Origin of the sequence: Pseudomonas sp. COW5, from assembly GCF_026240005.1 — a bacterium.
In the GTDB taxonomy this organism is placed as follows: domain Bacteria; phylum Pseudomonadota; class Gammaproteobacteria; order Pseudomonadales; family Pseudomonadaceae; genus Aquipseudomonas; species Aquipseudomonas kribbensis.
Genome location: NZ_JAPHVP010000001.1, coordinates 1,853,213 through 1,877,186, shown reverse-complemented (window position 1 = coordinate 1,877,186; position 23,974 = coordinate 1,853,213). Strand labels below are relative to the sequence as shown.

The following is a 23,974-nucleotide window of genomic DNA, read 5'->3' as shown; positions in this document are numbered from 1 at the left end:
TTGGCCCAAAGTCGTAGGGCAGGGCGCTTGACAGGGGTGACCGGGCAGTCTTGTGGGGACTTTGCGAGGCGCGTATCCTCGCTGACCAGTCTGTCCAACAGTAAAAAGCGGAATGCCAAAATGTCTGATCTGAAAACTGCCGCTCTCGAATATCACGCCAATCCTCGTCCAGGAAAGCTGAGTGTCGAGCTCACCAAGGCCACTGCTACCGCCCGCGACCTGTCGCTGGCCTACAGCCCCGGCGTAGCTGAACCAGTGCGCGAGATCGCCCGCGATCCTGAACTGGCCTACAAGTACACCGGCAAGGGCAACCTGGTTGCAGTCATTTCCGATGGCACCGCGATTCTGGGCCTGGGTAACCTCGGCCCACTGGCTTCCAAGCCAGTGATGGAAGGTAAAGGCGTGCTGTTCAAGCGCTTCGCCGGCATCGACGTCTTCGACATCGAAGTCGACTCCGAAAGCCCGCAAGCCTTCATCGACACCGTAAAACGCATTTCCATCACCTTCGGTGGCATCAACCTGGAAGACATCAAGGCGCCTGAGTGCTTTGAGATCGAACGCGCTCTGATCGAGCAGTGCGACATTCCGGTATTCCACGATGACCAGCACGGCACCGCGATCGTGACCGCTGCGGGCATGATCAACGCCCTGGAAATCGCTGGCAAAACCCTCGGCGAAGCCAAGATCGTCTGCCTGGGCGCCGGCGCTGCCGCCATCTCCTGCATGAAACTGCTGGTGAGCATGGGCGCCAAGGTCGAGAACATCTACATGATCGACCGTACCGGCGTGATCCACGCTGGCCGCGACGACCTGAACCAGTACAAGGCTGTGTTCGCCCACGCGACCGAAAAGCGCACTCTGGACGACGCCATCGAAGGCGCTGACGTATTCGTCGGCCTGTCAGGCCCGAACCTGCTGAGCGCCGAGCAACTGAAGCGCATGGCGGCCAACCCGATCGTCTTCGCCTGCTCCAACCCGGATCCGGAAATCTCCCCGGAACTGACTCACGCCACCCGCAACGACGTGATCATGGCCACCGGCCGTTCGGACTACCCGAACCAGGTCAACAACGTACTGGGCTTCCCGTTCATCTTCCGCGGTGCCCTGGACGTTCGCGCCAAGCGCATCAACGAAGAAATGAAGATCGCTGCCGCCAACGCCCTGCGTGAACTGGCCAAGCTGCCGGTTCCTCAGGAAGTCTGCGACGCCTACGGCGGTATCTCCCTGGAATTCGGTCGTGAGTACATCATTCCGAAGCCAATGGACAAGCGCCTGATCACCGTGATCTCCGACGCCGTGGCCAAGGCTGCGATCGAGACCGGCGTAGCGACCCTGCCGTATCCGAAGAACTACCCGCTGAAAAGCGTGGATGACGTGTTCAACGGCTAAGTCGTTGTAGCGCTTCAACCGAAAGCCCCGGCTCGTGAGAGTCGGGGCTTTTTTGTGCCTGAGGGTTTTGTATCGGGTCTGGCCGGTTCATCCACCACAATCCTGAAGGCAATAAAAAGCCCCGCACTTCTCACGAAGGCGGGGCTTTTTAGCGGTTCAGGATCAGAACAGATCGATCGGCGCCTGTTCATCCGCCGGCAGCGGGCTGCCCGGTGCCGTGCCGTTGCCGATCTCGTTGACCGACGGCGGCGTGTCTTCGGCCTTGAACAGCTCGAAGTAGGCGCCTGGCGTGCTCGGCGAGGCTGCGCGGCCGCTGACCGGATCTACCCGCAGGCTGAGGATGCCTTCCGGCTCCGGCTGGACATGCGGGGGCTTGTCCTTGAGCGCGGCGCTCATGTAGTTCATCCAGATCGGCAGCGCCACAGTGCCGCCGAACTCCCGGCGACCGAGGCTTTCCGGCTGGTCGAAACCGGTCCAGACCGTGGTCACGTAATCGGCGTTGTAACCGGAGAACCACGCATCCTTGGATTCGTTGGTAGTACCGGTTTTGCCCGCGATGTCGCTGCGGCCCATGGCCAGTGCGCGACGACCGGTGCCGAGCTTGATCACGTCCTGCAACATGCTGTTGAGGATGTAGGTGGTGCGGCCATCGACGATGCGCTCGGCGACTGCCGGAGCTTGTGGCACCGCTGCAGCGCCCGGTACTTCACCCGGAACCGGTGCCGCGTCGACGGTGATCGGTTGGGTCGCCGGTGCCGCGATGCCGTCGGTGGCTGCGCCACCCTGTGGTACGGTCGGCGGGTTGGCGACGAACAGCGTGTCGCCATTGCGGCTTTCGATCTTGTCGATGATGTACGGGGTGATCTTGTAACCGCCGTTGGCGAAAGTGCTCCAGCCGGTGGCGATTTCCATCGGGGTCAGGGTCGCGGTGCCCAGCGCCAGGGACAGGTTTGGCGGCAGGTCCTGCTTGTTGAAACCGAAGCGGGTGATGTAGTCGATGGTTTTGCCTACGCCCATCGCCTGCAGCAGGCGGATCGAAACCAGGTTGCGCGACTTGTACAGCGCTTCACGCAGGCGGATCGGGCCGAGGAAGGTGTTGGTGTCGTTCTTCGGACGCCAGACCTTGTCCAGATACTCGTCGACGAACACGATCGGCGCGTCGTTGACCAGCGTGGCGGCGGTGTAGCCGTTATCCAGCGCGGCACTGTAGACGAATGGCTTGAAGCTCGAACCCGGCTGACGCTTGGCCTGCATGGCGCGGTTGTAGTTGCTCTGCTCGAAGGCGAAACCGCCGACCAGCGAGCGGATTGCACCGTTCTGCGGATCCAGCGACACCAGCGCGCCCTGGGCCTGCGGAATCTGGCTGAACTTCAGCGAATTGTTCGGCTGGCGCTGTACGCGCACCAGGTCGCCGACCTGCGCGACATCCGATGGCTGGCGCGGTGCGGCGCCCATGCTGTTGGTATTGAGGAATGGACGGGCCCATTTCATGGTGTCCCACGCCACATGCTCTTCACCGGTACGGGTCAGCACTTGCAGGCCATTCTTGTCGACCTGGGTGACGATGGCCGGTTCGAGGCTGCTGATGGTGCGTTGCTTGGTCAGCTCGACGGCCCAGGCTTCGCGGGTCTTGCCCGGCAGGCGTGATTCAGGACCACGGTAGCCGTGACGCTGGTCGTAGGTCATCAGGCCTTCGTGCAGCGCGGTGTTGGCCATTTCCTGCAGGTTGCTCGGCACCGTGGTGGTGACGCGGAAACCTTCGGTATAGGCGTCGCTGCCATAGCGGCCGACCATTTCGGCGCGGGCCATCTCGGCGATGTACGGCGCGTTCACTTCCGGTGTCGGCACGTGATAGCTGGCGTTCAGCGGCTCGTTGATGGCAGCGGTGTAGTCGGCTTCGGTGATCTTGCCGAGTTTGTACATGCGCCCGAGGATCCAGTCGCGACGCTCCTTGCTGCGCGCCGGGTTGGCCAGCGGGTTGAAACGCGACGGGGCTTTCGGCAGGCCGGCGATCATCGCCATCTGCGCCAGGCTGACCTCGCGGATCGACTTGCCGTAATACACCTGCGCCGCCGCCTCGATGCCGTAGGCGCGGTTGCCCAGATAAATCTTGTTCACGTACAGCTCGAGGATCTCGTCCTTGGTCAGCTGACGCTCGATCTGCAGGGCCAGGAGGATTTCCGTGGTCTTGCGCGAGAAGCTGCGTTCGCTGGTCAGGAAGAAGTTCTTCGCCACCTGCATGGTGATGGTACTGCCGCCGGACTGGATGTGCCCGCTCTTGACCAGCTGGGTCGCGGCACGCATCAGGCTGCTCGGATCGACGCCATAGTGATTGGCGAAGTTGTCGTCTTCAGCACTTAGTAACGCATTGATGAAATTGGGGGGAATGTCGGCGAAACGTATCGGAGTACGGCGCATTTCGCCAAATTCTGCGATCAACTTGTTGTCGCTGCTGTACACCCGGAGCGGAATCTGCAACTGAATGCTTCTCAGCGCCTCCACAGATGGCAAACCCGGACTAAGGTAAAGAAACGCGCCGCTGAGAACTAAAAGCAGTCCGCAGAAAACGGCGACGATGGACCAACCGAAGAATTTCAGCAGACGAATCAAGGCTTTTGGACATCCAGGGCAAAGAATGAATTGGGCGACAGGGTTCCGGGAACACACAGAACGGCCCGCGCCGGCAGTAAAAAGCGGAAAAAATCGCTGGGCATTATAAGCACTTTTCCGCTGGGGGCGTCATTTGCGCTTCTGTCAAGACGGGGCGAGGGAACGCAATGCGCATTACAGAGTCCGTAACTCACGGAAAGTCATAGGGAATTGGTAGTGCTAGGACTCTTCAATAAAAAGACCAATACGTTGCTGGGGATCGATATCAGCTCCACTTCGGTGAAGTTGCTGGAGCTGAGCCGTCAGGGCGAGCGCTACCGGGTCGAGGCGTACGCGGTGGAGCCGTTGCCGGCCAACGCCGTGGTCGAGAAGAACATCGCCGAACTCGAAGGCGTCGGGCATGCCCTGTCCCGGGTGCTGGTCAAGGCGCGCACCGGGCTCAAGAGCGTGGCGGTGGCGGTGGCCGGCTCGGCGGTGATCACCAAGGTCATCGAAATGGACGCCGGGCTGTCCGACGACGAGCTGGAAAACCAGCTCAAGATCGAAGCCGACCAATACATCCCTTACCCGCTGGACGAAGTCGCCATCGATTTCGAGGTCCAGGGCGTTTCGCCGCGCAACCCCGAGCGGGTCAACGTGCTGCTGGCCGCCTGTCGCAAGGAAAACGTCGAAGTCCGTGAGGCGGCGCTGGCCCTTGCCGGCCTGACGGCGCGAGTGGTGGATGTCGAGGCGTATGCGCTGGAGCGCTCGTTCGGCCTGCTGGCCACGCAACTGGCGGCCTCGCAGGAGCGCCTGACCGTTGCGGTGGTCGATATCGGCGCGACCATGACCACCCTCAGCGTCCTGCACAACGGGCGGATCATCTACACCCGCGAGCAACTGTTCGGCGGACGCCAGCTGACCGAGGAAATCCAGCGCCGCTATGGCCTGACCCTCGAACAGGCCGGGCTGGCCAAGAAGCAGGGCGGTCTGCCGGACGATTATGTCGGCGAGGTCCTGCAGCCGTTTCGCGAGGCGCTGGTGCAACAGGTTTCGCGTTCCCTGCAATTCTTTTTCGCTTCCGGTCAGTACAACGCGGTCGATCACATTTTGCTCGCTGGTGGCACGGCGTCGGTGCCGGGGCTGGACCGCTTGATCGAGGAGCGTCTGGGCACCCCGACCCAGGTCGCCAATCCGTTTTCCGACATGGCCTTGAGCAGCAAGGTCAACGCCGGGGCCCTGGCCAGTGATGCGCCGGCCCTGATGATTGCCTGCGGGCTCGCGCTCAGGAGTTTCGACTGATGGCGCGGATCAACCTTTTACCCTGGCGCGAGGAGCGCCGCGAAGAACGGCGCAAACGCTTTCTGCTGACCCTGACCGGTGTGGTGGTCGGTTCGGTCGGCGCAGTATTCATTGCCGCTCAGATATTCAGCACGGCCATCGAACATCAGCAGGCGCGTAACGATTACATCGGCAGGCAGATTGCCGTGGTCGATGAGCGGATCAAGCAGATCAGCGAACTCAAGGCGCGCCGCCAGCAACTGGTGGAGCGCATGCGCATCATCCAGGACCTGCAAGGCAACCGGCAGGTCAGCGGGCGGATCTTCGATCAACTGGCGCGGACCCTGCCCGACGGCGTCTATTTCACCAGCGTGAAGATGGTCGGCAAGACCCTGTCGATCAGCGGTGCGGCGGAATCGAACAACCGGGTCTCCGACCTGATGCGCAATCTTGAGGCGTCCGACTGGTTTGATGCGCCGACGTTGAACGAGGTCAAGGCAACCACGGCGGGGCAGCTGGATCAGGCCAATGTGTTCCAGTTGACCGTCCATCAGACCCGGCCGAAAAACCTGGAGGACGATCAATGAAACCGTCCGAATGGCTGGCCAGCCTGCGCAATATCGACTTCAACGACCTGGATACCAGCAACATCGGCTCGTGGCCGCCGGCCGTGAAAGGCCTGGCCGGGGGGCTATTGATGATTCTGGTGCTGGCCCTGGGCTACAACTTTTTCGTCAGTGACATGGAAAGCGAGCTCGAAACCAAACGCACGGAAGAAGCCACGCTCAAGGAGCAGTTCTCCAGCAAGGCGCACATGGCGGCCAATCTGGAGCTGTACACCCAGCAGATGAAGGAGATGGAGAACTCGTTCGGCGTGCTGTTGCGGCAATTGCCCAGCGACACGGAGGTGCCGGGATTGCTGGAAGACATCACGCGCACCGGGCTGGGCAGTGGTCTTGAGTTCGAGGAGATCAAGCTGTTGCCGGAGGTGACGCAGCAGTTCTACATCGAATTGCCGATCCAGATCACTGTCACGGGCGCCTATCACGACCTTGCCACCTTCGTCAGTGGCGTGGCCGGGTTGCCGCGGATCGTCACGCTGCACGACTTCGAGCTGGCGCCGGCCAACCCGGAAGGCGGGACCAAGTTGCGCATGAGCATCCTCGCCAAGACGTACCGCTACAACGACAAGGGGCTGCAAAAATGAGCCCGATCCGTTTTCTTCTGTTGTCGGCATTGATGCTGGGGCTGAGCGGTTGCGGCGGCAACGACTTCGGCGATCTCGACGCCTACATGAATGAAGTGCGTCTGCGGCCGCCGGGCAAGATCGAGCCGACGCCGACCTTTCGTTCCTACCCCACGTTCACCTACAGCGCCGCGAACCTGCGCAGTCCGTTCTCGCGTCAGGTACGGGTCGATCTGGCCGGGCAGCAGCACGGCTCGCGCAACGTCAAGCCGGACCCGAACCGGGTCAAGCAATACCTCGAAGGTTTCAACATCGAGCAGTTCGAGATGGTCGGCACGATTTCCAATGCCTCCGGTTCCTTTGCGCTGCTGCGCGGGGCGGGCGGGGTGCACCGGCTGAAAGTCGGCGATTACCTGGGGCGCAACGACGGGCGCATTGTCGCGATCAGCGCCTCCCAGGTCGATGTGGTCGAAATCGTTCCCGATGGCGAAGGCGCCTGGCTGGAGCGACCGCGCACCATTCCTTTGAAAGAGCACTCATAGTGGAAGTCGAACAATGAACAGGATTTTCTCCACCCTCGGTTTTTCGCTATGGATAGCGCTGCTTTCACCGATGGTTCACGCGGCCAACCTGAAGACGCTGGACGTGGCGGCGCTGCCGGGTGATCGCGTCGAGCTGAAACTGTCGTTCGACGGCCCGCCGCCGCAGCCCAAGGGTTACACCACCGATTCGCCGGCACGGATCGCCCTCGACCTGCCGGGAGTGGCCAGCCAGCTCGCGACCAAGACCCGCGACCTCGGTAGCGGCAATGCGCGCTCTGCCACGGTGGTCGAGGCCAATGACCGTACCCGGTTGATCATCAACCTGACGCAACTGGCGCCGTATGACGCCCGGGTCGAGGGCAACACGCTGTTCGTGGTGGTCGGTCAGGGCACCAAGGCCAGCGCGCCGCGACCTGCCGCGAAGACACCGCGTGCCACGCCGGTGGCAGCCCCGTCGCGGACTTACGCACCCGTCGCCAGAGCCATTCGTGGCGTGGATTTCCAGCGCGGCACGGCGGGTGAGGGCAATGTCGTGATCGACCTGTCCGACCCGACCATCGCGCCGGACATCCAGGAGCACGACGGCAAGATCATCCTCAATTTCGCCCGCACCCAGTTGCCCGAGCCGTTGCGGGTGCGTCTCGACGTCAAGGATTTCGCCACCCCGGTGCAGTTCGTCAATGCCGGCGTGAGCGGCGATCGGGCGACCATCACCGTCGAGCCCGGCGGCACGTTCGACTATTCCACCTACCAGACCGACAACAAGCTGACGGTGAGTATCCGTCCGCTGACCATCGACGACCTGCAAAAGCGCAACGCCGACCGCAACAGCTACAGCGGTGAAAAGCTGTCGTTGAATTTCCAGGACATCGACGTGCGTTCGGTGCTGCAACTGATCGCCGATTTCACCAACCTCAACCTGGTGGCCAGCGACACGGTGCAGGGCGGGATCACCTTGCGCCTGCAAAACGTACCGTGGGATCAGGCGCTGGATCTGGTGCTCAAGACCAAAGGCCTGGACAAACGCAAGGTCGGTAACGTGTTGCTGGTGGCGCCGGCGGATGAGATCGCCGCCCGCGAACGGCAGGAGCTGGAGTCGCAGAAACAGATCGCCGAGCTGGCGCCGCTGCGTCGTGAACTGCTGCAAGTGAACTACGCCAAGGCTGCGGACATCGCCAAGCTGTTCCAGTCGGTCACCAGCGCTGAGGCCAAGGTCGACGAACGGGGTTCGATCACTGTCGACGAGCGTACCAACAACATCATTGCCTACCAGACCCAGGATCGCCTCGACGAGCTGCGGCGGATCGTGGCGCAGCTGGATATCCCGGTGCGTCAGGTGATGATCGAGGCGCGGATCGTCGAGGCCAACGTCGATTACGACAAGAGCCTGGGTGTGCGCTGGGGCGGGTCGATCCAGAACAAGGGCAACTGGAACACTTCCGGGGTCAGCAATGGCTCGTCGACCACCATCGGCACGCCGGGCAGCACCAGTACCAACTCGCCGTTCGTCGACATGGGCACGGTCAACAATACGTCCGGGATCGGCATTGCGTTCATCACCGACAACGTCTTGCTCGACCTAGAGCTGACGGCGATGGAGAAGACCGGCAACGGGGAAATCGTCTCGCAGCCCAAGGTCGTAACCTCTGACAAAGAGACTGCGAAGATCCTCAAAGGCACCGAGATTCCGTATCAGGAAGCCAGCTCCAGCGGCGCTACGTCGGTGTCGTTCAAGGAGGCCTCGCTGTCGCTGGAGGTCACGCCGCAGATCACTCCGGACAACCGCATCATCATGGAGGTGAAGGTCACCAAGGACGAACCGGACTACCTGAACAAAGTGCAGGATGTACCGCCGATCAAGAAAAACGAGGTCAACGCCAAGGTGCTGGTGAACGACGGCGAGACCATCGTGATTGGTGGGGTTTTCTCAAATACTCAAAGCAAGGTCGTAGATAAGGTGCCATTTCTTGGCGATGTGCCGTATCTTGGCCGCCTTTTCCGGCGTGATGTGGTTTCGGAGAAAAAATCCGAGCTGTTGGTATTCCTCACTCCGCGTATCATGAATAACCAGGCGATTGCTGTGAGTCGTTGATTCTGTGCGAAATTTGATTCTTGTAGGACCGATGGGGGCTGGAAAAAGCACCATCGGCCGATTACTGGCCAAAGAGCTGCGCCTGCCGTTCAAGGATTCCGACAAGGAAATTGAACTGCGTACGGGCGCCAATATCCCGTGGATCTTCGACAAGGAAGGCGAGCCCGGTTTTCGTGATCGTGAGCAGGCGATGATCGCCGAGCTGTGCGCGTTCGACGGCGTAGTGCTGGCGACGGGCGGCGGCGCGGTGATGCGCGATGCCAACCGCAAGGCCCTGCACGAGGGCGGGCGGGTGGTGTATCTGCACGCCTCCGTCGAACAGCAGGTCGGCCGCACCTCCCGCGACCGCAATCGCCCGCTGCTGCGCACGGCCAATCCCGAGAAAACCCTGCGCGACCTGCTGGCGATCCGCGATCCGCTTTATCGGGAAATCGCCGATCTGGTGGTGGAAACCGACGAGCGGCCGCCACGCATGGTGGTACTCGACATTCTTGACCGTCTGGCGCAACTTCCACCCCGTTAAAGCGCCGCCCGAAATGCGCTATCCTCGGCGTCCTGTCGAGGGTTGTGGCGGATCGCACGCAAGCGGCGTCACACCTCTCAAGACCGGGGACATCCGATAATTCAAGGCAGGACGCCTGCTTCCATCTTCACTGTGGGGACACATGCAGACACTCAAGGTCGATCTAGGCGAGCGCAGCTACCCGATTCATATTGGCGAAGGACTGTTGGATCAGCCTGAATTGCTGGCTCCGCACATCCATGGGCGGCAAGTGGCAATCATCTCCAACGAGACCGTTGCGCCGCTCTATCTCGAGCGTCTGACCCGCAGTCTGTCGCAGTTTTCGGTGGTTTCCGTGGTGTTGCCGGACGGCGAAGCCTTCAAGAACTGGGAAACCCTGCAACTGATCTTCGACGGCCTGCTGACCGCCCGTCATGACCGTCGCACCACGGTGATCGCCCTCGGTGGCGGTGTGATCGGCGACATGGCCGGTTTTGCAGCCGCCTGCTACCAGCGCGGTGTCGATTTCATCCAGATTCCTACCACGCTGCTGTCCCAGGTCGATTCGTCGGTGGGCGGCAAGACCGGGATCAACCATCCGCTGGGCAAGAACATGGTCGGCGCCTTCTATCAGCCGAACGTGGTGCTGATCGATACGGCGTCCCTGAAAACCCTGCCAGCGCGCGAGCTGTCGGCAGGCCTGGCGGAAGTCATCAAGTACGGCCTGATCTGCGACGAGCCGTTCCTGACCTGGCTCGAAGACAACGTCGATGCCCTGCGTGCGCTGGACCAGAAAGCCCTGACCTATGCCATCGAACGCTCCTGCGCCGCCAAGGCGGCGGTGGTCGGCGCCGATGAGAAGGAAACCGGTGTACGCGCCACGCTCAATCTCGGCCACACCTTCGGCCACGCCATCGAAACCCACATGGGCTATGGTGTCTGGTTGCACGGTGAAGCGGTCGCTGCTGGCACGGTAATGGCGATGGAAATGTCCGCGCGCCTCGGCTGGATCAGCGAGCAGGAACGCGATCGCGGCATTCGTTTGTTCCAGCGTGCCGGCTTGCCGGTGGTTCCGCCGGAAGAGATGACCGAAGCCGATTTTCTCGAACATATGGCAATTGACAAAAAAGTGATCGACGGTCGTCTGCGCCTGGTGCTGCTGCGCCGGATGGGCGAAGCGGTAGTGACCGACGATTATCCGAAAGAGGTTCTACAGGCCACGCTGGGAGCGGATTACCGCGCTCTGGCTCAGCTTAAAGGTTAATAAGATTCCGATGACTAGTTTGCATGCCGACGAGGCGTTCCTCGGCCATTTCCAGTTAAGTCATGACCCTTTCGCTCCACGGGTCCCGGGCTTCAAATTCTTCCCGGCCCAGCGCAAACCGGTGCTGGGTCAACTGCATCACCTGGCGCGTTACAGCCAGTTGCTGCTGGTGGTCACCGGCCCTCAGGGCAGCGGCAAGACGTTGCTGCGCCAGGCGCTGGTGGCGAGCACTAACAAGCAGTCGGTTCAGAGTGTTGTCGTCTCGGCCCGTGGTGCGGGCGATGCAGCCGGTGTGCTGCGTCAGGTCGCCCAGGCGCTGAATGTGGCCCAGGCCGAAGTCGGGGCGATCCTCGATCAAGTGGTGCAACTGGCGCTGACCGGCCAGGAAGTCTATCTGCTGGTGGATGATGCCGAGCAGCTCGACGAGTCCGCCCTCGAAGCCCTGATGGCTTTGGGTGCCGGTGCGCCGGAAGGCCGTCCGCATGTGTTCCTGTTCGGTGAGTCGTCGCTGATCGCCCAGCTCGAGGCCCTGCACCTCGAAGAAGAGCGCTTCCACGTCATCGAATTGCAGCCGTACACCGAAGAAGAAACCCGCGAGTATCTCGACCAGCGGCTCGAAGGCGCAGGCCGCGGTGTCGAACTTTTCACCGCGGATCAGATCTCTGATATTCACGAAAGCTCCGAGGGTTGGCCCGGCAACATCAACCAGGTCGCTCGCGATGCACTGATCGAAGTCATGATTGCCAGCCGCTCTGCGGTGAAGCGTCCAAGTATGGGGTTCAACATGCCGAAGAAACACGTATTGGCGATTTCCGCCGTTGTCGTGGTGGCGGTCGCTGCCGCCTGGCTGATGCCCGGTCGCAACAAGGCGCCGACCACCGGCGCGCCGGCCAATGAACAGGCTCAGCTGCCATTGGGCCAGGGTGGTGCGCCGAACGTGGAGTTCGCCGGTAACACCCAGCCGATGCCGTTGCCGCTGGTCGGCAATTCGCAACCGGTCATGCGCAAGCCATTGGCCGAAGCGGCCGGCGGGATCACCGAAGGTGACGACGGCGTACCGCTGGAAGGCTCGAGCAATACACCGCCGACCGTGACCACCACCGCGCCACCGGCCGGCGTGCCTGCCGGTCCTGCGCCGACTCCGGTTCCGGTCCCTGCGGCCAAACCGACGCCGGCACCGACCCAGGTTGCCACGGCCAAGCCAGCGCCTGCTCCGGCTGCGCCAGCCGCCAAGCCAGCCCCGGCGCCTGCCAAGCCTGCCGCTGCGGCCAAACCGGCCGAGAAAGCCGCCGAGAAGCCGGTCACCGTCGCCAAGGCCGCCGGTGGCAGCTGGTACGCAGGTCAAGCCCCGGGCAACTACGTGGTGCAGATCCTCGGCACCAGCTCCGAAGCCGCTGCGCAAAGCTTCGTCAAGGAGCAGGGCGGCGAGTACCGCTATTTCAAGAAAGTCCTCAACGGCAAGCCTCTCTACGTGATCACCTATGGCAGCTTTGCCAATCGTGATGCGGCCGTTTCTGCCATCAAGGCCTTGCCAGCGAAGGTTCAGGCTGGTAAACCTTGGCCTCGCACTGTCGCCAGCGTCCAACAGGAACTGGCAACAACTCGCTGAAGATTCGGCGGCCTTACCCAGGCCGCCTCTCCAAGCACCTCAAAATTTCTACAAGTGCGCGCCGCCCCTACGGGCCGCGTGCCTTGTGGTGTCTGCGTCACAGTAGTCTTTGAGTCGTTGCGGTCAGAATTAAAAAAGTTTTGACTAGCACAGCAGATCGCTTTAAACCTTTCACAAATGCGACATGGATTTGCGACATTTCGTCGTCAAATTTGTGAGCGTCTGTGTCGCTGTGTACAATGACCACCCTTTTGCCCCCGCAAAGCCGGCGTACGTTCGGCGCGAGATGCAAGTGGTTGAATTGAAAAGAAATTTGCCTCGAAAAGAGGCAGCCTGGTGAGAAAGTGTCTATGAAAGCAGGTCTGTACCAACCAGATGAATTCAAGGATAACTGCGGTTTCGGCCTGATAGCCCATATGCAGGGCGAACCCAGTCATACCCTATTGCAAACGGCCATCGAGGCCCTGACCTGCATGACCCACCGCGGTGGGATTAATGCCGACGGCAAGACCGGTGACGGTTGCGGTCTGCTGATTCAAAAACCCGACGTCTTCCTGCGCGCCATTGCCCAGGAAACCTTCAGCGTCGAGCTGCCCAAGCAATATGCCGTGGGCATGGTCTTCTTCAATCAGGATCCGGCCAAGGCCGAAGCCGCTCGCGAGAACATGAACCGCGAGATCCTGGCCGAAGGCCTGCAACTGATCGGCTGGCGCAAAGTGCCGATCGACACCAGCGTCCTCGGCCGCCTGGCTCTTGAGCGCCTGCCGCAGATCGAACAGGTGTACATCGGCGGCGAAGGCCTGAGCGATCAGGACATGGCGGTCAAGTTGTTCAGCGCCCGTCGTCGTTCGTCGGTGGCCAACGCCGCCGACACCGATCACTACATCTGCAGCTTTTCCCACAAGACCATCATCTATAAAGGCCTGATGATGCCGGCCGATCTGGCCGCGTTTTATCCGGACCTGGGTGACCAGCGTCTGCAAACCGCGATCTGCGTGTTCCACCAGCGTTTCTCCACCAACACCCTGCCGAAATGGCCGCTGGCTCAGCCATTCCGCTTCCTCGCCCACAACGGCGAGATCAACACCATCACCGGCAACCGCAACTGGGCCCAGGCCCGTCGCACCAAGTTCACCAACGATCTGATGGATCTGGAAGAACTCGGCCCGCTGGTGAACCGTGTCGGTTCCGACTCTTCGAGCATGGACAACATGCTCGAACTGATGGTCACCGGTGGCATCGACTTGTTCCGTGGCGTGCGGATGATCATTCCGCCAGCGTGGCAGAACGTCGAAACCATGGACCCGGATCTGCGTGCGTTCTACGAGTACAACTCGATGCACATGGAACCGTGGGACGGCCCGGCCGGCGTGGTAATGACCGACGGTCGCTACGCGGTGTGCCTGCTCGACCGTAACGGTCTGCGTCCGGCGCGCTGGGTCACCACCACCAACGGTTTCATCACCGTCGCCTCGGAAATCGGCGTCTGGAACTACCAGCCGCAGGACGTGATCGCCAAGGGCCGTGTCGGCCCTGGCCAGATCCTCGCCGTGGACACCGAAACCGGGCAGATCCTCGACACCGACGCCATCGACAACCGTCTGAAATCCCGTCATCCGTACAAGCAATGGCTGCGCAAGAATGCCCTGCGCATCCAGGCGACCATGGAAGACAACGATCACGGTTCGGCTTTCTACGACGTCGATCAGCTCAAGCAATACATGAAGATGTATCAGGTCACGTTCGAAGAGCGTGATCAGGTACTGCGTCCGCTCGGCGAACAAGGCTACGAAGCCGTTGGCTCGATGGGCGACGACACGCCGATGGCCGTGCTGTCCCAGCGCGTGCGCACGCCGTACGACTATTTCCGCCAGCAGTTCGCGCAGGTAACCAACCCGCCGATCGACCCGCTGCGTGAAGCGATCGTGATGTCGCTGGAAATCTGCCTCGGTGCCGAGCGCAACATCTTCCAGGAATCGCCGGAGCACGCCTCGCGCGTGATCCTCAGCTCGCCAGTGATCTCGCCGGCCAAGTGGCGTTCGCTGATGAACCTCGACCGCCCGGGTTTCGAGCGGCAGATCATCGACCTCAATTACGACGAAAGCGTCGGCCTCGAAGCGGCGATCCGCAACGTCGCCGATCAGGCTGAAGAAGCCGTGCGTGCCGGTCGTACCCAGATCGTCCTGAGCGACCGCCATATCGCGCCGGGCAAGCTGCCGATCCACGCCTCGATGGCCACCGGTGCGGTGCACCATCGCCTGACCGAAAAAGGCCTGCGCTGCGACTCCAACATTCTGGTGGAAACCGCCACCGCACGCGATCCGCACCACTTCGCGGTGCTGATCGGTTTCGGTGCGTCGGCGGTCTATCCGTTCCTCGCGTACGAAGTGCTGGGCGACCTGATCCGTACCGGTGAAGTGCTGGGCGACCTCTACGAGGTGTTCAAGAACTACCGCAAAGGCATCACCAAAGGCCTGCTGAAGATCCTGTCGAAGATGGGCATCTCGACCATCGCGTCCTATCGCGGTGCTCAGTTGTTCGAAGCCATCGGTCTGTCCGAAGAAGTCTGCAATCTGAGCTTCCGTGGCGTGCCGAGCCGCATCAAGGGTGCGCGTTTCGTCGACATCGAAGCCGAGCAGAAAGCACTGGCCACCGAAGCCTGGAGTCCGCGCAAGCCGATCCAGCAGGGCGGTCTGTTGAAGTTCGTCCACGGTGGCGAATACCACGCTTACAACCCGGATGTGGTCAACACCCTGCAAGCCGCCGTGCAGCAGGGCGACTACGCCAAGTTCAAGGAATACACCTCGCTGGTGGACAACCGTCCGGTGTCGATGATCCGCGACCTGTTCAAGGTCAAGACCCTCGACAAGCCGCTGGACATCAGCGAAGTCGAGCCGCTGGAGTCGGTGCTCAAGCGCTTCGACTCCGCCGGCATCTCGCTGGGCGCCCTGTCGCCGGAAGCTCACGAAGCCCTGGCCGAAGCCATGAACCGCCTCGGTGCGCGTTCCAACTCCGGCGAAGGCGGCGAAGACCCGGCACGCTACGGCACCATCAAGAGCTCGAAAATCAAGCAGGTTGCGACTGGCCGTTTCGGCGTGACCCCGGAATACCTGGTCAACGCCGAAGTGCTGCAGATCAAGGTCGCTCAAGGTGCGAAGCCGGGTGAGGGTGGTCAACTGCCGGGCGGTAAAGTGAACGGGCTGATCGCCAAGCTGCGTTACGCAGTGCCGGGCGTGACCCTGATTTCGCCACCGCCGCACCACGACATCTATTCCATCGAAGACTTGTCGCAGCTGATCTTCGACCTGAAACAGGTCAACCCGAAGGCGCTGGTTTCGGTGAAACTCGTGGCTGAAGCGGGCGTCGGCACCATCGCCGCCGGTGTGGCCAAGGCCTATGCGGACCTGATCACCATCTCCGGCTACGACGGCGGCACCGGTGCTTCGCCGCTGACCTCGATCAAATACGCTGGCGCTCCATGGGAACTTGGCCTGGCCGAAACCCACCAGACCCTGCGCGGCAACGACCTGCGCGGCAAGGTCCGGGTGCAGACCGACGGCGGCCTGAAAACCGGCCTCGACGTGATCAAGGCAGCGATCCTCGGCGCCGAAAGCTTCGGCTTCGGTACTGCGCCGATGATCGCGCTGGGCTGCAAATACCTGCGTATCTGCCACCTGAACAACTGCGCCACCGGTGTTGCGACCCAGAACGAGAAGCTGCGCAAGGATCACTACATCGGCACCGTCGACATGGTGGTGAACTTCTTCACCTACGTCGCCGAAGAAACCCGTGAGTGGCTGGCCAAGCTCGGCGTGCGTTCCCTCGAAGAGCTGATCGGCCGTACCGATCTGCTGGAAGTCCTCGAAGGCCAGACCGCCAAGCAACATCACCTCGATCTGACCCCGCTGCTGGGCAGCGATCACATCCCGGCGGACAAACCTCAGTTCTGCGGCGTCGAGCGCAACCCGCCATTCGACCAGGGCCTGCTGGCCGAGAAAATGGTCGAGATGGCGACGTCGGCGATCAACGACCTCAGCGGCGCCGAGTTCGATCTGGACATCTGCAACTGCGACCGTTCGATCGGCGCGCGGATCTCCGGCGAAATCGCTCGCAAGCACGGCAACCAAGGCATGGCCAAGGCGCCGATCACCTTCCGCTTCAAGGGCACTGCGGGGCAGAGCTTCGGCGTGTGGAACGCCGGCGGCCTGAATCTGTATCTGGAAGGCGATGCCAACGACTACGTCGGCAAAGGCATGACCGGCGGCAAACTGGTCATCGTGCCGCCGAAGGGCAGCGTTTATCAGACTCAAAACAGCGCAATCATCGGCAACACCTGCCTGTACGGCGCCACCGGCGGCAAGCTGTTCGCCGCCGGCACCGCAGGCGAGCGTTTCGCCGTGCGCAACTCCGGTGCCCACACGGTCGTGGAAGGCACCGGCGATCACTGCTGCGAGTACATGACCGGTGGTTTCGTCTGCGTCCTGGGCAAGACCGGTTACAACTTCGGCTCTGGCATGACCGGCGGTTTCGCCTACGTGCTCGACCAGGACAACACCTTCGTTGACCGGGTCAACCACGAACTGGTGGAAATCCAGCGGATCAGCGGCGAGGCGATGGAAGCCTATCGCAGCCACCTGCAGAACGTGCTGAACGAGTACGTCGCGGAAACCGACAGCGAGTGGGGTCGTGAACTCGCCGAGAACCTCGATGACTACCTGCGTCGTTTCTGGCTGGTCAAGCCGAAGGCTGCCAACCTGAAGTCGTTGCTTTCCAGCACCCGTGCCAACCCGCAGTGATATGCGCCTGAAGAGTTTGATGAGGTTTTAACAATGGCTGAACGTCTGAATAACGACTTCCAGTTCATCGACGTCGGGCGCAAAGATCCGAAGAAGAAACTGTTGCGTCAACGCAAGAAAGAGTTCGTTGAGATCTACGAACCGTTCAAACCCCAGCAGTCGGCCGACCAGGCCCACCGCTGCCTGGGCTGCGGCAACCCGTATTGCGAATGGAAGTGCCCGGTGCACAACTTCATTCCGAACTGGCTGAAACTGGTGGCCGAGGGCAACATCCTCCAGGCCGCCGAGCTGTCGCACCAGACCAACACCCTGCCGGAAGTCTGCGGCAGGGTTTGTCCCCAGGATCGTCTGTGCGAGGGTGCCTGCACCCTCAACGACGGCTTCGGCGCGGTGACCATCGGTTCGGTCGAGAAGTACATCACCGACACCGCGTTCGCCATGGGCTGGCGCCCGGACATGTCCAAGGTCAAACCGACCGGCAAGCGTGTCGCGATCATCGGTGCAGGCCCGGCGGGCCTCGGTTGTGCCGACGTGCTGGTGCGCGGCGGCGTGACCCCGGTAGTGTTCGACAAGAATCCGGAAATCGGCGGTCTGCTGACCTTCGGCATCCCCGAGTTCAAGCTGGAGAAGACCGTGCTGAGCAATCGCCGCGAAGTCTTCACCGGCATGGGCATCGAATTCCGCCTCAACACCGAGGTCGGCAAGGACGTGACCATGGAGCAACTGCTCGCCGAATACGATGCCGTGTTCATGGGCATGGGCACCTACACCTACATGAAGGGCGGTTTTGCCGGTGAGGATCTGCCGGGTGTGTATGACGCACTGGACTTCCTGATCGCCAACGTCAATCGCAACCTGGGCTTTGAAAAGTCGCCGGAAGATTTCGTCGACATGAAAGGCAAGAAGGTCGTGGTGCTGGGCGGCGGCGACACGGCGATGGACTGCAACCGCACGTCGATCCGCCAGGGCGCCAAGTCGGTGACCTGCGCCTATCGTCGTGACGAAGCGAACATGCCAGGCTCGCGCAAAGAGGTGAAGAACGCCAAGGAAGAAGGCGTGAAATTTCTCTACAACCGCCAGCCGATCGCCATCGTTGGCGAGGACAAGGTCGAAGGCGTGAAAGTGGTCGAGACCCGTCTCGGCGAACCGGACGCCCGTGGCCGTCGCAGCCCCGAGCCGATCCCGGGTTCCGAAGAGATCATCCCGGCCGACGCCGTGGTCATCGCTTTCGGTTTCCGTCCGAGTCCGGCGCCGTGGTTCGAACAGTTCGAGATCCAGACCGACAGCCAGGGCCGCGTTGTTGCGCCTGAGCAAGGTCAGTACAAGCACCAGACCAGCAACCCGAAAATCTTTGCCGGTGGCGACATGGTGCGCGGTTCCGACCTGGTGGTGACGGCGATCTTCGAAGGCCGCAATGCGGCGGAAGGGATCCTGGATTACCTGGGCGTCTAAACCCGGTTCGAAACTGCACCGCAATACCTGTGGGAGCTGGCTTGCCAGCTCCCACATTGTTTTCAGGGTGTTGCTGGAATCCGCGAAATCATTGCGACAAATTGACCCGATAGACAAAAGGCTGACCTGCATCCGTGCCTTTTGCGTCGCGCTCTGAGAAAATGCCCGCACTTTTTTTCCGGATGCCGACATGACTGCCCTGAAGAACGACCGTTTCCTCCGCGCCCTGCTCAAGCAACCCGTAGACGTCACCCCTGTGTGGATGATGCGCCAGGCCGGCCGCTACCTGCCGGAATACCGCGCCAGCCGCGCCCAGGCCGGTGATTTCATGAGCCTGTGCATGAATCCGGAATTCGCCTGCGAAGTCACGCTGCAACCCCTCGACCGCTATCCGCAACTGGACGCGGCGATCCTGTTCTCCGACATCCTTACCATTCCCGATGCCATGGGCCAGGGCCTGTACTTCGAGACCGGTGAAGGTCCGCGCTTCAAGAAAGTCGTCAGCACCCTGGCCGACATCGAAGCCCTGCCGATCCCGGATCCGCACAAAGACCTCGGCTACGTGATGGACGCGGTCAGCACCATCCGCCGCGAGCTCAACGGCCGCGTGCCGCTGATCGGTTTCTCCGGCAGCCCGTGGACTCTCGCTACGTACATGGTCGAAGGCGGCTCGTCGAAAGACTTCCGCAAGACCAAGGCGATGCTCTACGACAACCCGCAAGCCATGCACCTGCTGCTGGACAAGCTGGCGCAGTCGGTGACCTCCTACCTCAACGGCCAGATCCAGGCTGGCGCGCAAGCGGTGCAGATCTTCGATACCTGGGGCGGCAACCTGTCGGCGGCGGCGTATCAGGAATTCTCCCTGGCCTACATGAAGAAAATCGTCAGCGGCCTGATCCGCGAGCACGACGGTCGCAAGGTGCCGGTGATCCTCTTCACCAAAAACGGCGGCCTGTGGCTGGAAAGCATCGCCGACGCTGGCGCCGATGCGCTGGGCCTGGACTGGACCTGCGACATCGGCAACGCCCGTGCCCGCGTCGGCGACAAAGTTGCGCTGCAAGGCAACATGGACCCGACCGTGCTCTACGCCAAGCCTGAAGCGATCCGCACCGAAGTCGGGCGCATCCTCGCCAGCTACGGAAAGGGCAGCGGCCACGTGTTCAACCTCGGCCACGGCATCACGCCGGAAGTCGACCCGGAACACGCCGGCGCGTTCCTGCGTGCGGTGCATGAGTTGTCGGCGCAGTATCACGAGTGATCTTTGCCCAGCTCCAATGTTGGAAAACAAAAACGCCCGGCTTATGCCGGGCGTTTTTTTGTGGGCGTGAATCAGGCTTTGACGCCACCCAGCGGCGGCAACTTCGCCAGCTTCAACGCCACCAACAGCGCCACCAGCAGCAACGCGCCGATGAACAGGCCAATCCCGTTCCATCCCGCCATGTGCCAGAACACCCCGCCCGCCGTTCCGGCGATGCTCGACCCGGCGTAATAACTGAACAGGTACAACGACGAGGCTTGGCCCTTGGCCTTGAGCGCCCGGCGGCCGATCCAGCTGCTGGCCACCGAGTGGGCGGCGAAGAAGCCGAAGGTGAAGATCAGCATGCCGATGATTACCAGCGGCAGCGGTGTGAACATCGTCAGGGCGAGACCGGCGAACATCAGGGCGATGGTGGCCCACAATACTTTGCGACGGCCCAGTTTGTCGGCCAGCGAGCCGATCTTCGCCGAGCTGTAGATGCCCGACAGATACACCACCGAAAGCAGCCCCACAAACACCTGGTCCAGGTGATACGGCTCGGCCAGCAGGCGATAGCCGATGTAGTTGAACAACGTGACGAACGCGCCCATCAGCACGAACGCCTCAAGGAACAGCAGCGGCAGGCCGGCGTCGCGAAAGTGCATGGTGAAACCGTCGAGCAGGCTGCGCGGATGCAGCGAGCGGGAACGGAAGTTGCGCGACTCCGGCAGGATCTTCCAGAACACCGCCGCCGCAATCAGCGCCAGGCCACCAATCACCATCATCGCCGTGTGCCAGCTGACGAAGTCGATCAGTACACCGGTGATCAACCGCCCGCTCATCCCGCCAATCGCGTTGCCGCCGATGTACAGGCCCATCGCCAGACCGATGTGCTGCGGATGGATTTCCTCGCTCAGGTATGTCATCGCGACCGCCGCCAGCCCGCTCAATGACAATCCGATCAGCGCACGCATGATCAGTACGCCATGCCAGCTCGGCATCATCGAACTGGCAATGGTGCACAGCGCCGCAGCAAACAGTGCGGCGACCATCACCGGTTTGCGTCCGACCCGATCGGAAATCGGGCCGGTGATCAGCAGACCGAAGGCCAACATGCCGGTGGCCACCGACAGGATCAGGCTGCTCTGCGCCGCGTTGATCGAATATTCGTGGGACAGCAACGGCATCATCGGCTGCACGCAGTACAACAGGGCGAAGGTCGCGAAGCCGCCGCTGAACAGTGCCAGCACCGTGCGCATGAACGCGGGCGTGCCTTTCTCGATGTAGATCTCTTGCAGTTCGGTCATTACATCGTCCGCCGCAGCGGGCGGGACTTCATGGGCCAGTGGAGCGACGGCGATTTTCACATCAGACCTCGGAGGGCGCGGGCAGGCAGGCAATGAAAAAATCATATAGCTGGCTAATGTTTCTATCCAATATATTGTTCGACCTGTTTGATAGCTTTCACGACCTAATGGGGTGCCCATGGAATTACGTCATCTGCGCTACTTCATCGCCGTTGCCGAAGAACTGCACTTCGGCCGCGCCGCGCAGGTGCTGGGTATCTCCCAGCCACCGCTGAGCCAGCAGATTCAGGCGCTGGAGCAGGAAGTCGGTGCACGGCTGTTCGAGCGTACCAATCGTCGGGTCGAACTCAGCGAGGCCGGGCGACTGTTTCTGGAAGAGGCGCGGCTGGTGCTGGCCCAGGTCGACAAAGCGGCGGACGTGGCGCGTCGTGCGCAGCTTGGAGAACTCGGTGAGTTGAAGATCGGCTTTACCTCCTCGGCGCCGTTCAACTCGACCATTCCCCAGGCGATTTTTTCCTTCCGTCAGCGTTTCCCTGCCGTGCACCTGAACCTGCGGGAGATGAGCAGCACCATGGTGGCTGACGCGTTGGTGGACGAGTCGATCGAGGTCGGCATCATGCGCCCGCTGGGTTTGCCGGATTCGTTGAGCGTGGTCGAACTGATGCGCGAGCCATTGGTGGCGGTGCTCAGTTCCAAACATCCGCTGGCGCAGGGCAGTGAGGAAGGCCTGTTTCTTTCAGCTCTGGCCCTCGAACCGTTCGTGTTCTTCCCGCGCAGCTACGGCAGTGGTCTGTATTCGCAGTTGATCAGTCTGGCCCGTGACGCCGGTTTCAGCCCGCACTTCGCCCAGGAGGCCGGCGAAGCCATGACCATCATCGGTCTGGTGGCGGCGGGCCTGGGTGTGTCGGTGATGCCAGCCTCGTATCAGCGGATGCGCATCGACGGCGTGGTCTATCGACCGCTGCTGGATCCCGAGGCGGTGACAGCCGTGTGGCTGGTGCAGCGCAAGGACCAGAAATCACCGATGGCCAAGGCGTTTGTCGAATTGCTCACGCGCAAGGTCGAAGCCGGTTGATCAGGGCAACCGCACCAGATCACCCTTCAATGCCACCCGCGTCACAAACACCCCGGCCCGGCATTCGTATGTGTTCAGATCCTCGCGCACATGCTGGTCGTAATAGCTGACGATATTGGTCACCGCATTGGCCCCGACGCGCTTGGCCTGGGCCTGCAGGGCAATCAGGTTCGACTGCAGCACCCACTCGCAGGAGTCGTGATCGCTCTTGTTGAAGCCGTTGGTCTTCAGATCGCTGACCACGCCGCGCTGCAACATCCGCTGAGTCCCCTGAGGCCCATTGCCGATCAGGTAGAACTTCACACTGCCATCCAGCCGCCCGGCCCGAATCGCATCCGACAGCACGGTTTCGAACGGCATGTACATCAGGTTGGTGGCGTGGCTGGCGCTGGGGAGCAGGCTGAAGAGGGCGGCGGCGATCAGGGCTTTCGCTTGCATGGTCATCTCCTTGACGTAACGCGCAGCAAATCATGGGTATGACGAGTGTAGACGCCGTATATCGGACAGAGAGAAGTCCATGTAGAGTGCGTGTAGCTCAACGGCTACACTTGCGAGCATGACTGAGATACTTCGAAGCTCCACATTCTCGAGCTGGCTTGTGAAGCTGGCTGATAGTCGCGCCAGGATGCGTATTCAGGTGCGAATTGATCGTATGGCTGAGGGAAACTTCGGTGATGTCAAAGCTATTGGCGAAGGGATCAGCGAAGCCCGAATTGACTATGGCCCGGGATATCGGGTCTATTTCATGCAGCAAGGTCGTCAGCTGGTTATCCTCCTTTGTGGTGGAGACAAGAGCAGTCAATCTCGAGACATCAAGCAAGCCAGGCTCATCGCGGAATCCTGGCAGGAGCAATACCCATGACCGAACAATTCACTCGTTGGGACTCAGCCGAGTACCTCAAGACAGAAGAGGACATGGCCAACTATCTGGACGCCTGTATGGAGGAGGCGGGTGACGACCCGGCTTTTATTGCCAAGGCACTTGGCACTATCGCTCGGGCGCGTGGCATGACCCAGGTCGCGCGCGATGCAGGGCTGTCACGGGAAAGTCTTTATCGCGCACTGTCAGGCGAGGTAAATCCCGAGTTTGGAACGATCCTCAAAGTCATGAAAGCACTGGGACTGAAGCTGCATGCCAGCACCTGATCTGAACTGAAAAGGGCGCCGAAAGGCGCCCTTTGTCGTTTCTGGCGGTTACTGAACCGTCGCCAGGTCACCCTTCAACGCAACGCCGGCCATGATCGCACCCGCGTGGCATTCGTAGTTCTTCGCATCCTTGCGCTCGTTGCTCTTGTAGAAGCTGACGATGTTGGTCACGGCATTGGCGCCGGCGTTTTTCGCGGCCTGGTGCAGGCTGATGATCGCCGATTGCACGACCCACTCGCAGGCTTCCTGGTCGGACTTGTTGAAGGCGTTGGTCTTCTTGTTGGTCACCGCGCCAGGGCTGACGACGCTGACTTTGCCGGCCGGGGTGTTGCCCGCCAGATAGAACTTCACGCTGCCGTCGATCTTGCCGGTGCGGGTTGCCTCTGCGACCGCTTTGTCGAATGGCAGGTACACCGCCGTGTCACGGGCTTGGCTGACGGCCGGCAAGGCACAGATGAGCAGGGCGGCAGCGAGTTGGTTGAAGCGCATGGAGGTCTCCTTGACCTG

The 23,974-nt window shown here is 61.4% G+C and carries 19 protein-coding genes; 15 read left to right on the top strand and 4 right to left on the bottom strand.

The genetic code is table 11. The annotated features are described in order from the left end of the window. The first annotated feature begins 120 nt into the window (after positions 1–120). Positions 121–1,389, top strand: a complete 1,269-nt coding sequence (locus OQ248_RS08465) for a malic enzyme-like NAD(P)-binding protein (protein ID WP_265812580.1) — start codon at positions 121–123, stop codon at positions 1,387–1,389. Positions 1,390–1,551: 162 nt separating this feature from the next. Here OQ248_RS08465 and OQ248_RS08460 read toward each other — a convergent pair whose 3' ends face one another. After that, positions 1,552–3,999: a penicillin-binding protein 1A gene (locus OQ248_RS08460; RefSeq protein WP_265812579.1), complete on the bottom strand. Its 2,448-nt coding sequence runs from the start codon at positions 3,997–3,999 to the stop codon at positions 1,552–1,554. A 216-nt stretch (positions 4,000–4,215) separates the two neighbouring features. Here OQ248_RS08460 and OQ248_RS08455 point away from each other — a divergent pair, with 216 nt between their 5' ends. From OQ248_RS08455 to hemE, 11 genes are all read left to right on the top strand, one after another. Beyond that, the gene (locus OQ248_RS08455; protein ID WP_265812578.1) at positions 4,216–5,280 is read left to right on the top strand and encodes a pilus assembly protein PilM; all 1,065 of its coding nucleotides are present in this window, start codon (positions 4,216–4,218) and stop codon (positions 5,278–5,280) included. Continuing rightward, positions 5,280–5,846 carry a PilN domain-containing protein gene (locus OQ248_RS08450; protein ID WP_265812577.1) on the top strand — a complete coding sequence of 189 codons (567 nt, stop codon included), beginning with the start codon at positions 5,280–5,282 and terminating at the stop codon, positions 5,844–5,846. Before OQ248_RS08455 ends, OQ248_RS08450 begins: the two co-directional genes overlap by 1 nt. Further along, positions 5,843–6,466 (top strand): type 4a pilus biogenesis protein PilO, encoded by a 624-nt coding sequence (pilO, locus tag OQ248_RS08445; RefSeq protein WP_265812576.1) that lies wholly within the window; start codon positions 5,843–5,845, stop codon positions 6,464–6,466. The genes OQ248_RS08450 and pilO overlap by 4 nt, the downstream gene beginning before the upstream one ends. Further along, a complete protein-coding gene (locus tag OQ248_RS08440; protein ID WP_134825217.1) occupies positions 6,463–6,987 on the top strand; it encodes a pilus assembly protein PilP in 525 nt (174 codons plus the stop codon). Before pilO ends, OQ248_RS08440 begins: the two co-directional genes overlap by 4 nt. Positions 6,988–7,000: 13 nt before the next feature. Further along, the gene (pilQ, locus tag OQ248_RS08435; RefSeq protein ID WP_265812575.1) at positions 7,001–9,079 is read left to right on the top strand and encodes a type IV pilus secretin PilQ; all 2,079 of its coding nucleotides are present in this window, start codon (positions 7,001–7,003) and stop codon (positions 9,077–9,079) included. Between the two features lie 4 nt (positions 9,080–9,083). Beyond that, positions 9,084–9,602, top strand: coding sequence for a shikimate kinase AroK (aroK, locus tag OQ248_RS08430; RefSeq protein WP_011332081.1), 519 nt, complete (start codon positions 9,084–9,086; stop codon positions 9,600–9,602). A 142-nt stretch (positions 9,603–9,744) separates the two neighbouring features. Further along, the gene (gene aroB, locus OQ248_RS08425) at positions 9,745–10,845 is read left to right on the top strand and encodes a 3-dehydroquinate synthase (protein ID WP_119429530.1); all 1,101 of its coding nucleotides are present in this window, start codon (positions 9,745–9,747) and stop codon (positions 10,843–10,845) included. A 10-nt stretch (positions 10,846–10,855) separates the two neighbouring features. After that, the gene (locus OQ248_RS08420) at positions 10,856–12,454 is read left to right on the top strand and encodes an AAA family ATPase (RefSeq protein WP_265812574.1); all 1,599 of its coding nucleotides are present in this window, start codon (positions 10,856–10,858) and stop codon (positions 12,452–12,454) included. Between the two features lie 350 nt (positions 12,455–12,804). Then, complete coding sequence (gltB, locus tag OQ248_RS08415; RefSeq protein WP_265812573.1) at positions 12,805–17,250, top strand: glutamate synthase large subunit; 4,446 nt, start codon at positions 12,805–12,807, stop codon at positions 17,248–17,250. A gap of 33 nt (positions 17,251–17,283) precedes the next feature. After that, positions 17,284–18,702: an FAD-dependent oxidoreductase gene (locus OQ248_RS08410; protein WP_007909438.1), complete on the top strand. Its 1,419-nt coding sequence runs from the start codon at positions 17,284–17,286 to the stop codon at positions 18,700–18,702. Positions 18,703–18,892: 190 nt separating this feature from the next. Continuing rightward, entirely contained in the window at positions 18,893–19,960 is a 1,068-nt protein-coding gene (gene hemE, locus OQ248_RS08405) for a uroporphyrinogen decarboxylase (protein WP_007952372.1), read from the top strand. 71 nt (positions 19,961–20,031) lie between these two features. On the opposite strand, the gene OQ248_RS08400 is transcribed toward hemE, so the two are convergent. Further along, the gene (locus OQ248_RS08400) at positions 20,032–21,306 is read right to left on the bottom strand and encodes an MFS transporter (protein WP_265812572.1); all 1,275 of its coding nucleotides are present in this window, start codon (positions 21,304–21,306) and stop codon (positions 20,032–20,034) included. A 118-nt stretch (positions 21,307–21,424) separates the two neighbouring features. Between OQ248_RS08400 and OQ248_RS08395 the strand changes: the two genes are divergently transcribed. Then, positions 21,425–22,321 carry a LysR family transcriptional regulator gene (locus tag OQ248_RS08395; protein ID WP_039766450.1) on the top strand — a complete coding sequence of 299 codons (897 nt, stop codon included), beginning with the start codon at positions 21,425–21,427 and terminating at the stop codon, positions 22,319–22,321. Here OQ248_RS08395 and OQ248_RS08390 read toward each other — a convergent pair whose 3' ends face one another. Then, complete coding sequence (locus tag OQ248_RS08390) at positions 22,322–22,759, bottom strand: excinuclease (RefSeq protein WP_265812571.1); 438 nt, start codon at positions 22,757–22,759, stop codon at positions 22,322–22,324. It abuts the gene before it with no gap. Positions 22,760–22,877: 118 nt separating this feature from the next. Here OQ248_RS08390 and OQ248_RS08385 point away from each other — a divergent pair, with 118 nt between their 5' ends. Together OQ248_RS08385 and OQ248_RS08380 are read left to right on the top strand one after the other, a co-directional pair. Next, positions 22,878–23,183 (top strand): type II toxin-antitoxin system RelE/ParE family toxin, encoded by a 306-nt coding sequence (locus tag OQ248_RS08385; protein WP_265812570.1) that lies wholly within the window; start codon positions 22,878–22,880, stop codon positions 23,181–23,183. After that, positions 23,180–23,467, top strand: a complete 288-nt coding sequence (locus tag OQ248_RS08380) for an addiction module antidote protein (RefSeq protein WP_011332089.1) — start codon at positions 23,180–23,182, stop codon at positions 23,465–23,467. Before OQ248_RS08385 ends, OQ248_RS08380 begins: the two co-directional genes overlap by 4 nt. A gap of 48 nt (positions 23,468–23,515) precedes the next feature. Here OQ248_RS08380 and OQ248_RS08375 read toward each other — a convergent pair whose 3' ends face one another. Continuing rightward, positions 23,516–23,956, bottom strand: a complete 441-nt coding sequence (locus OQ248_RS08375) for an excinuclease (protein WP_265812569.1) — start codon at positions 23,954–23,956, stop codon at positions 23,516–23,518. Positions 23,957–23,974: the final 18 nt, after the last annotated feature.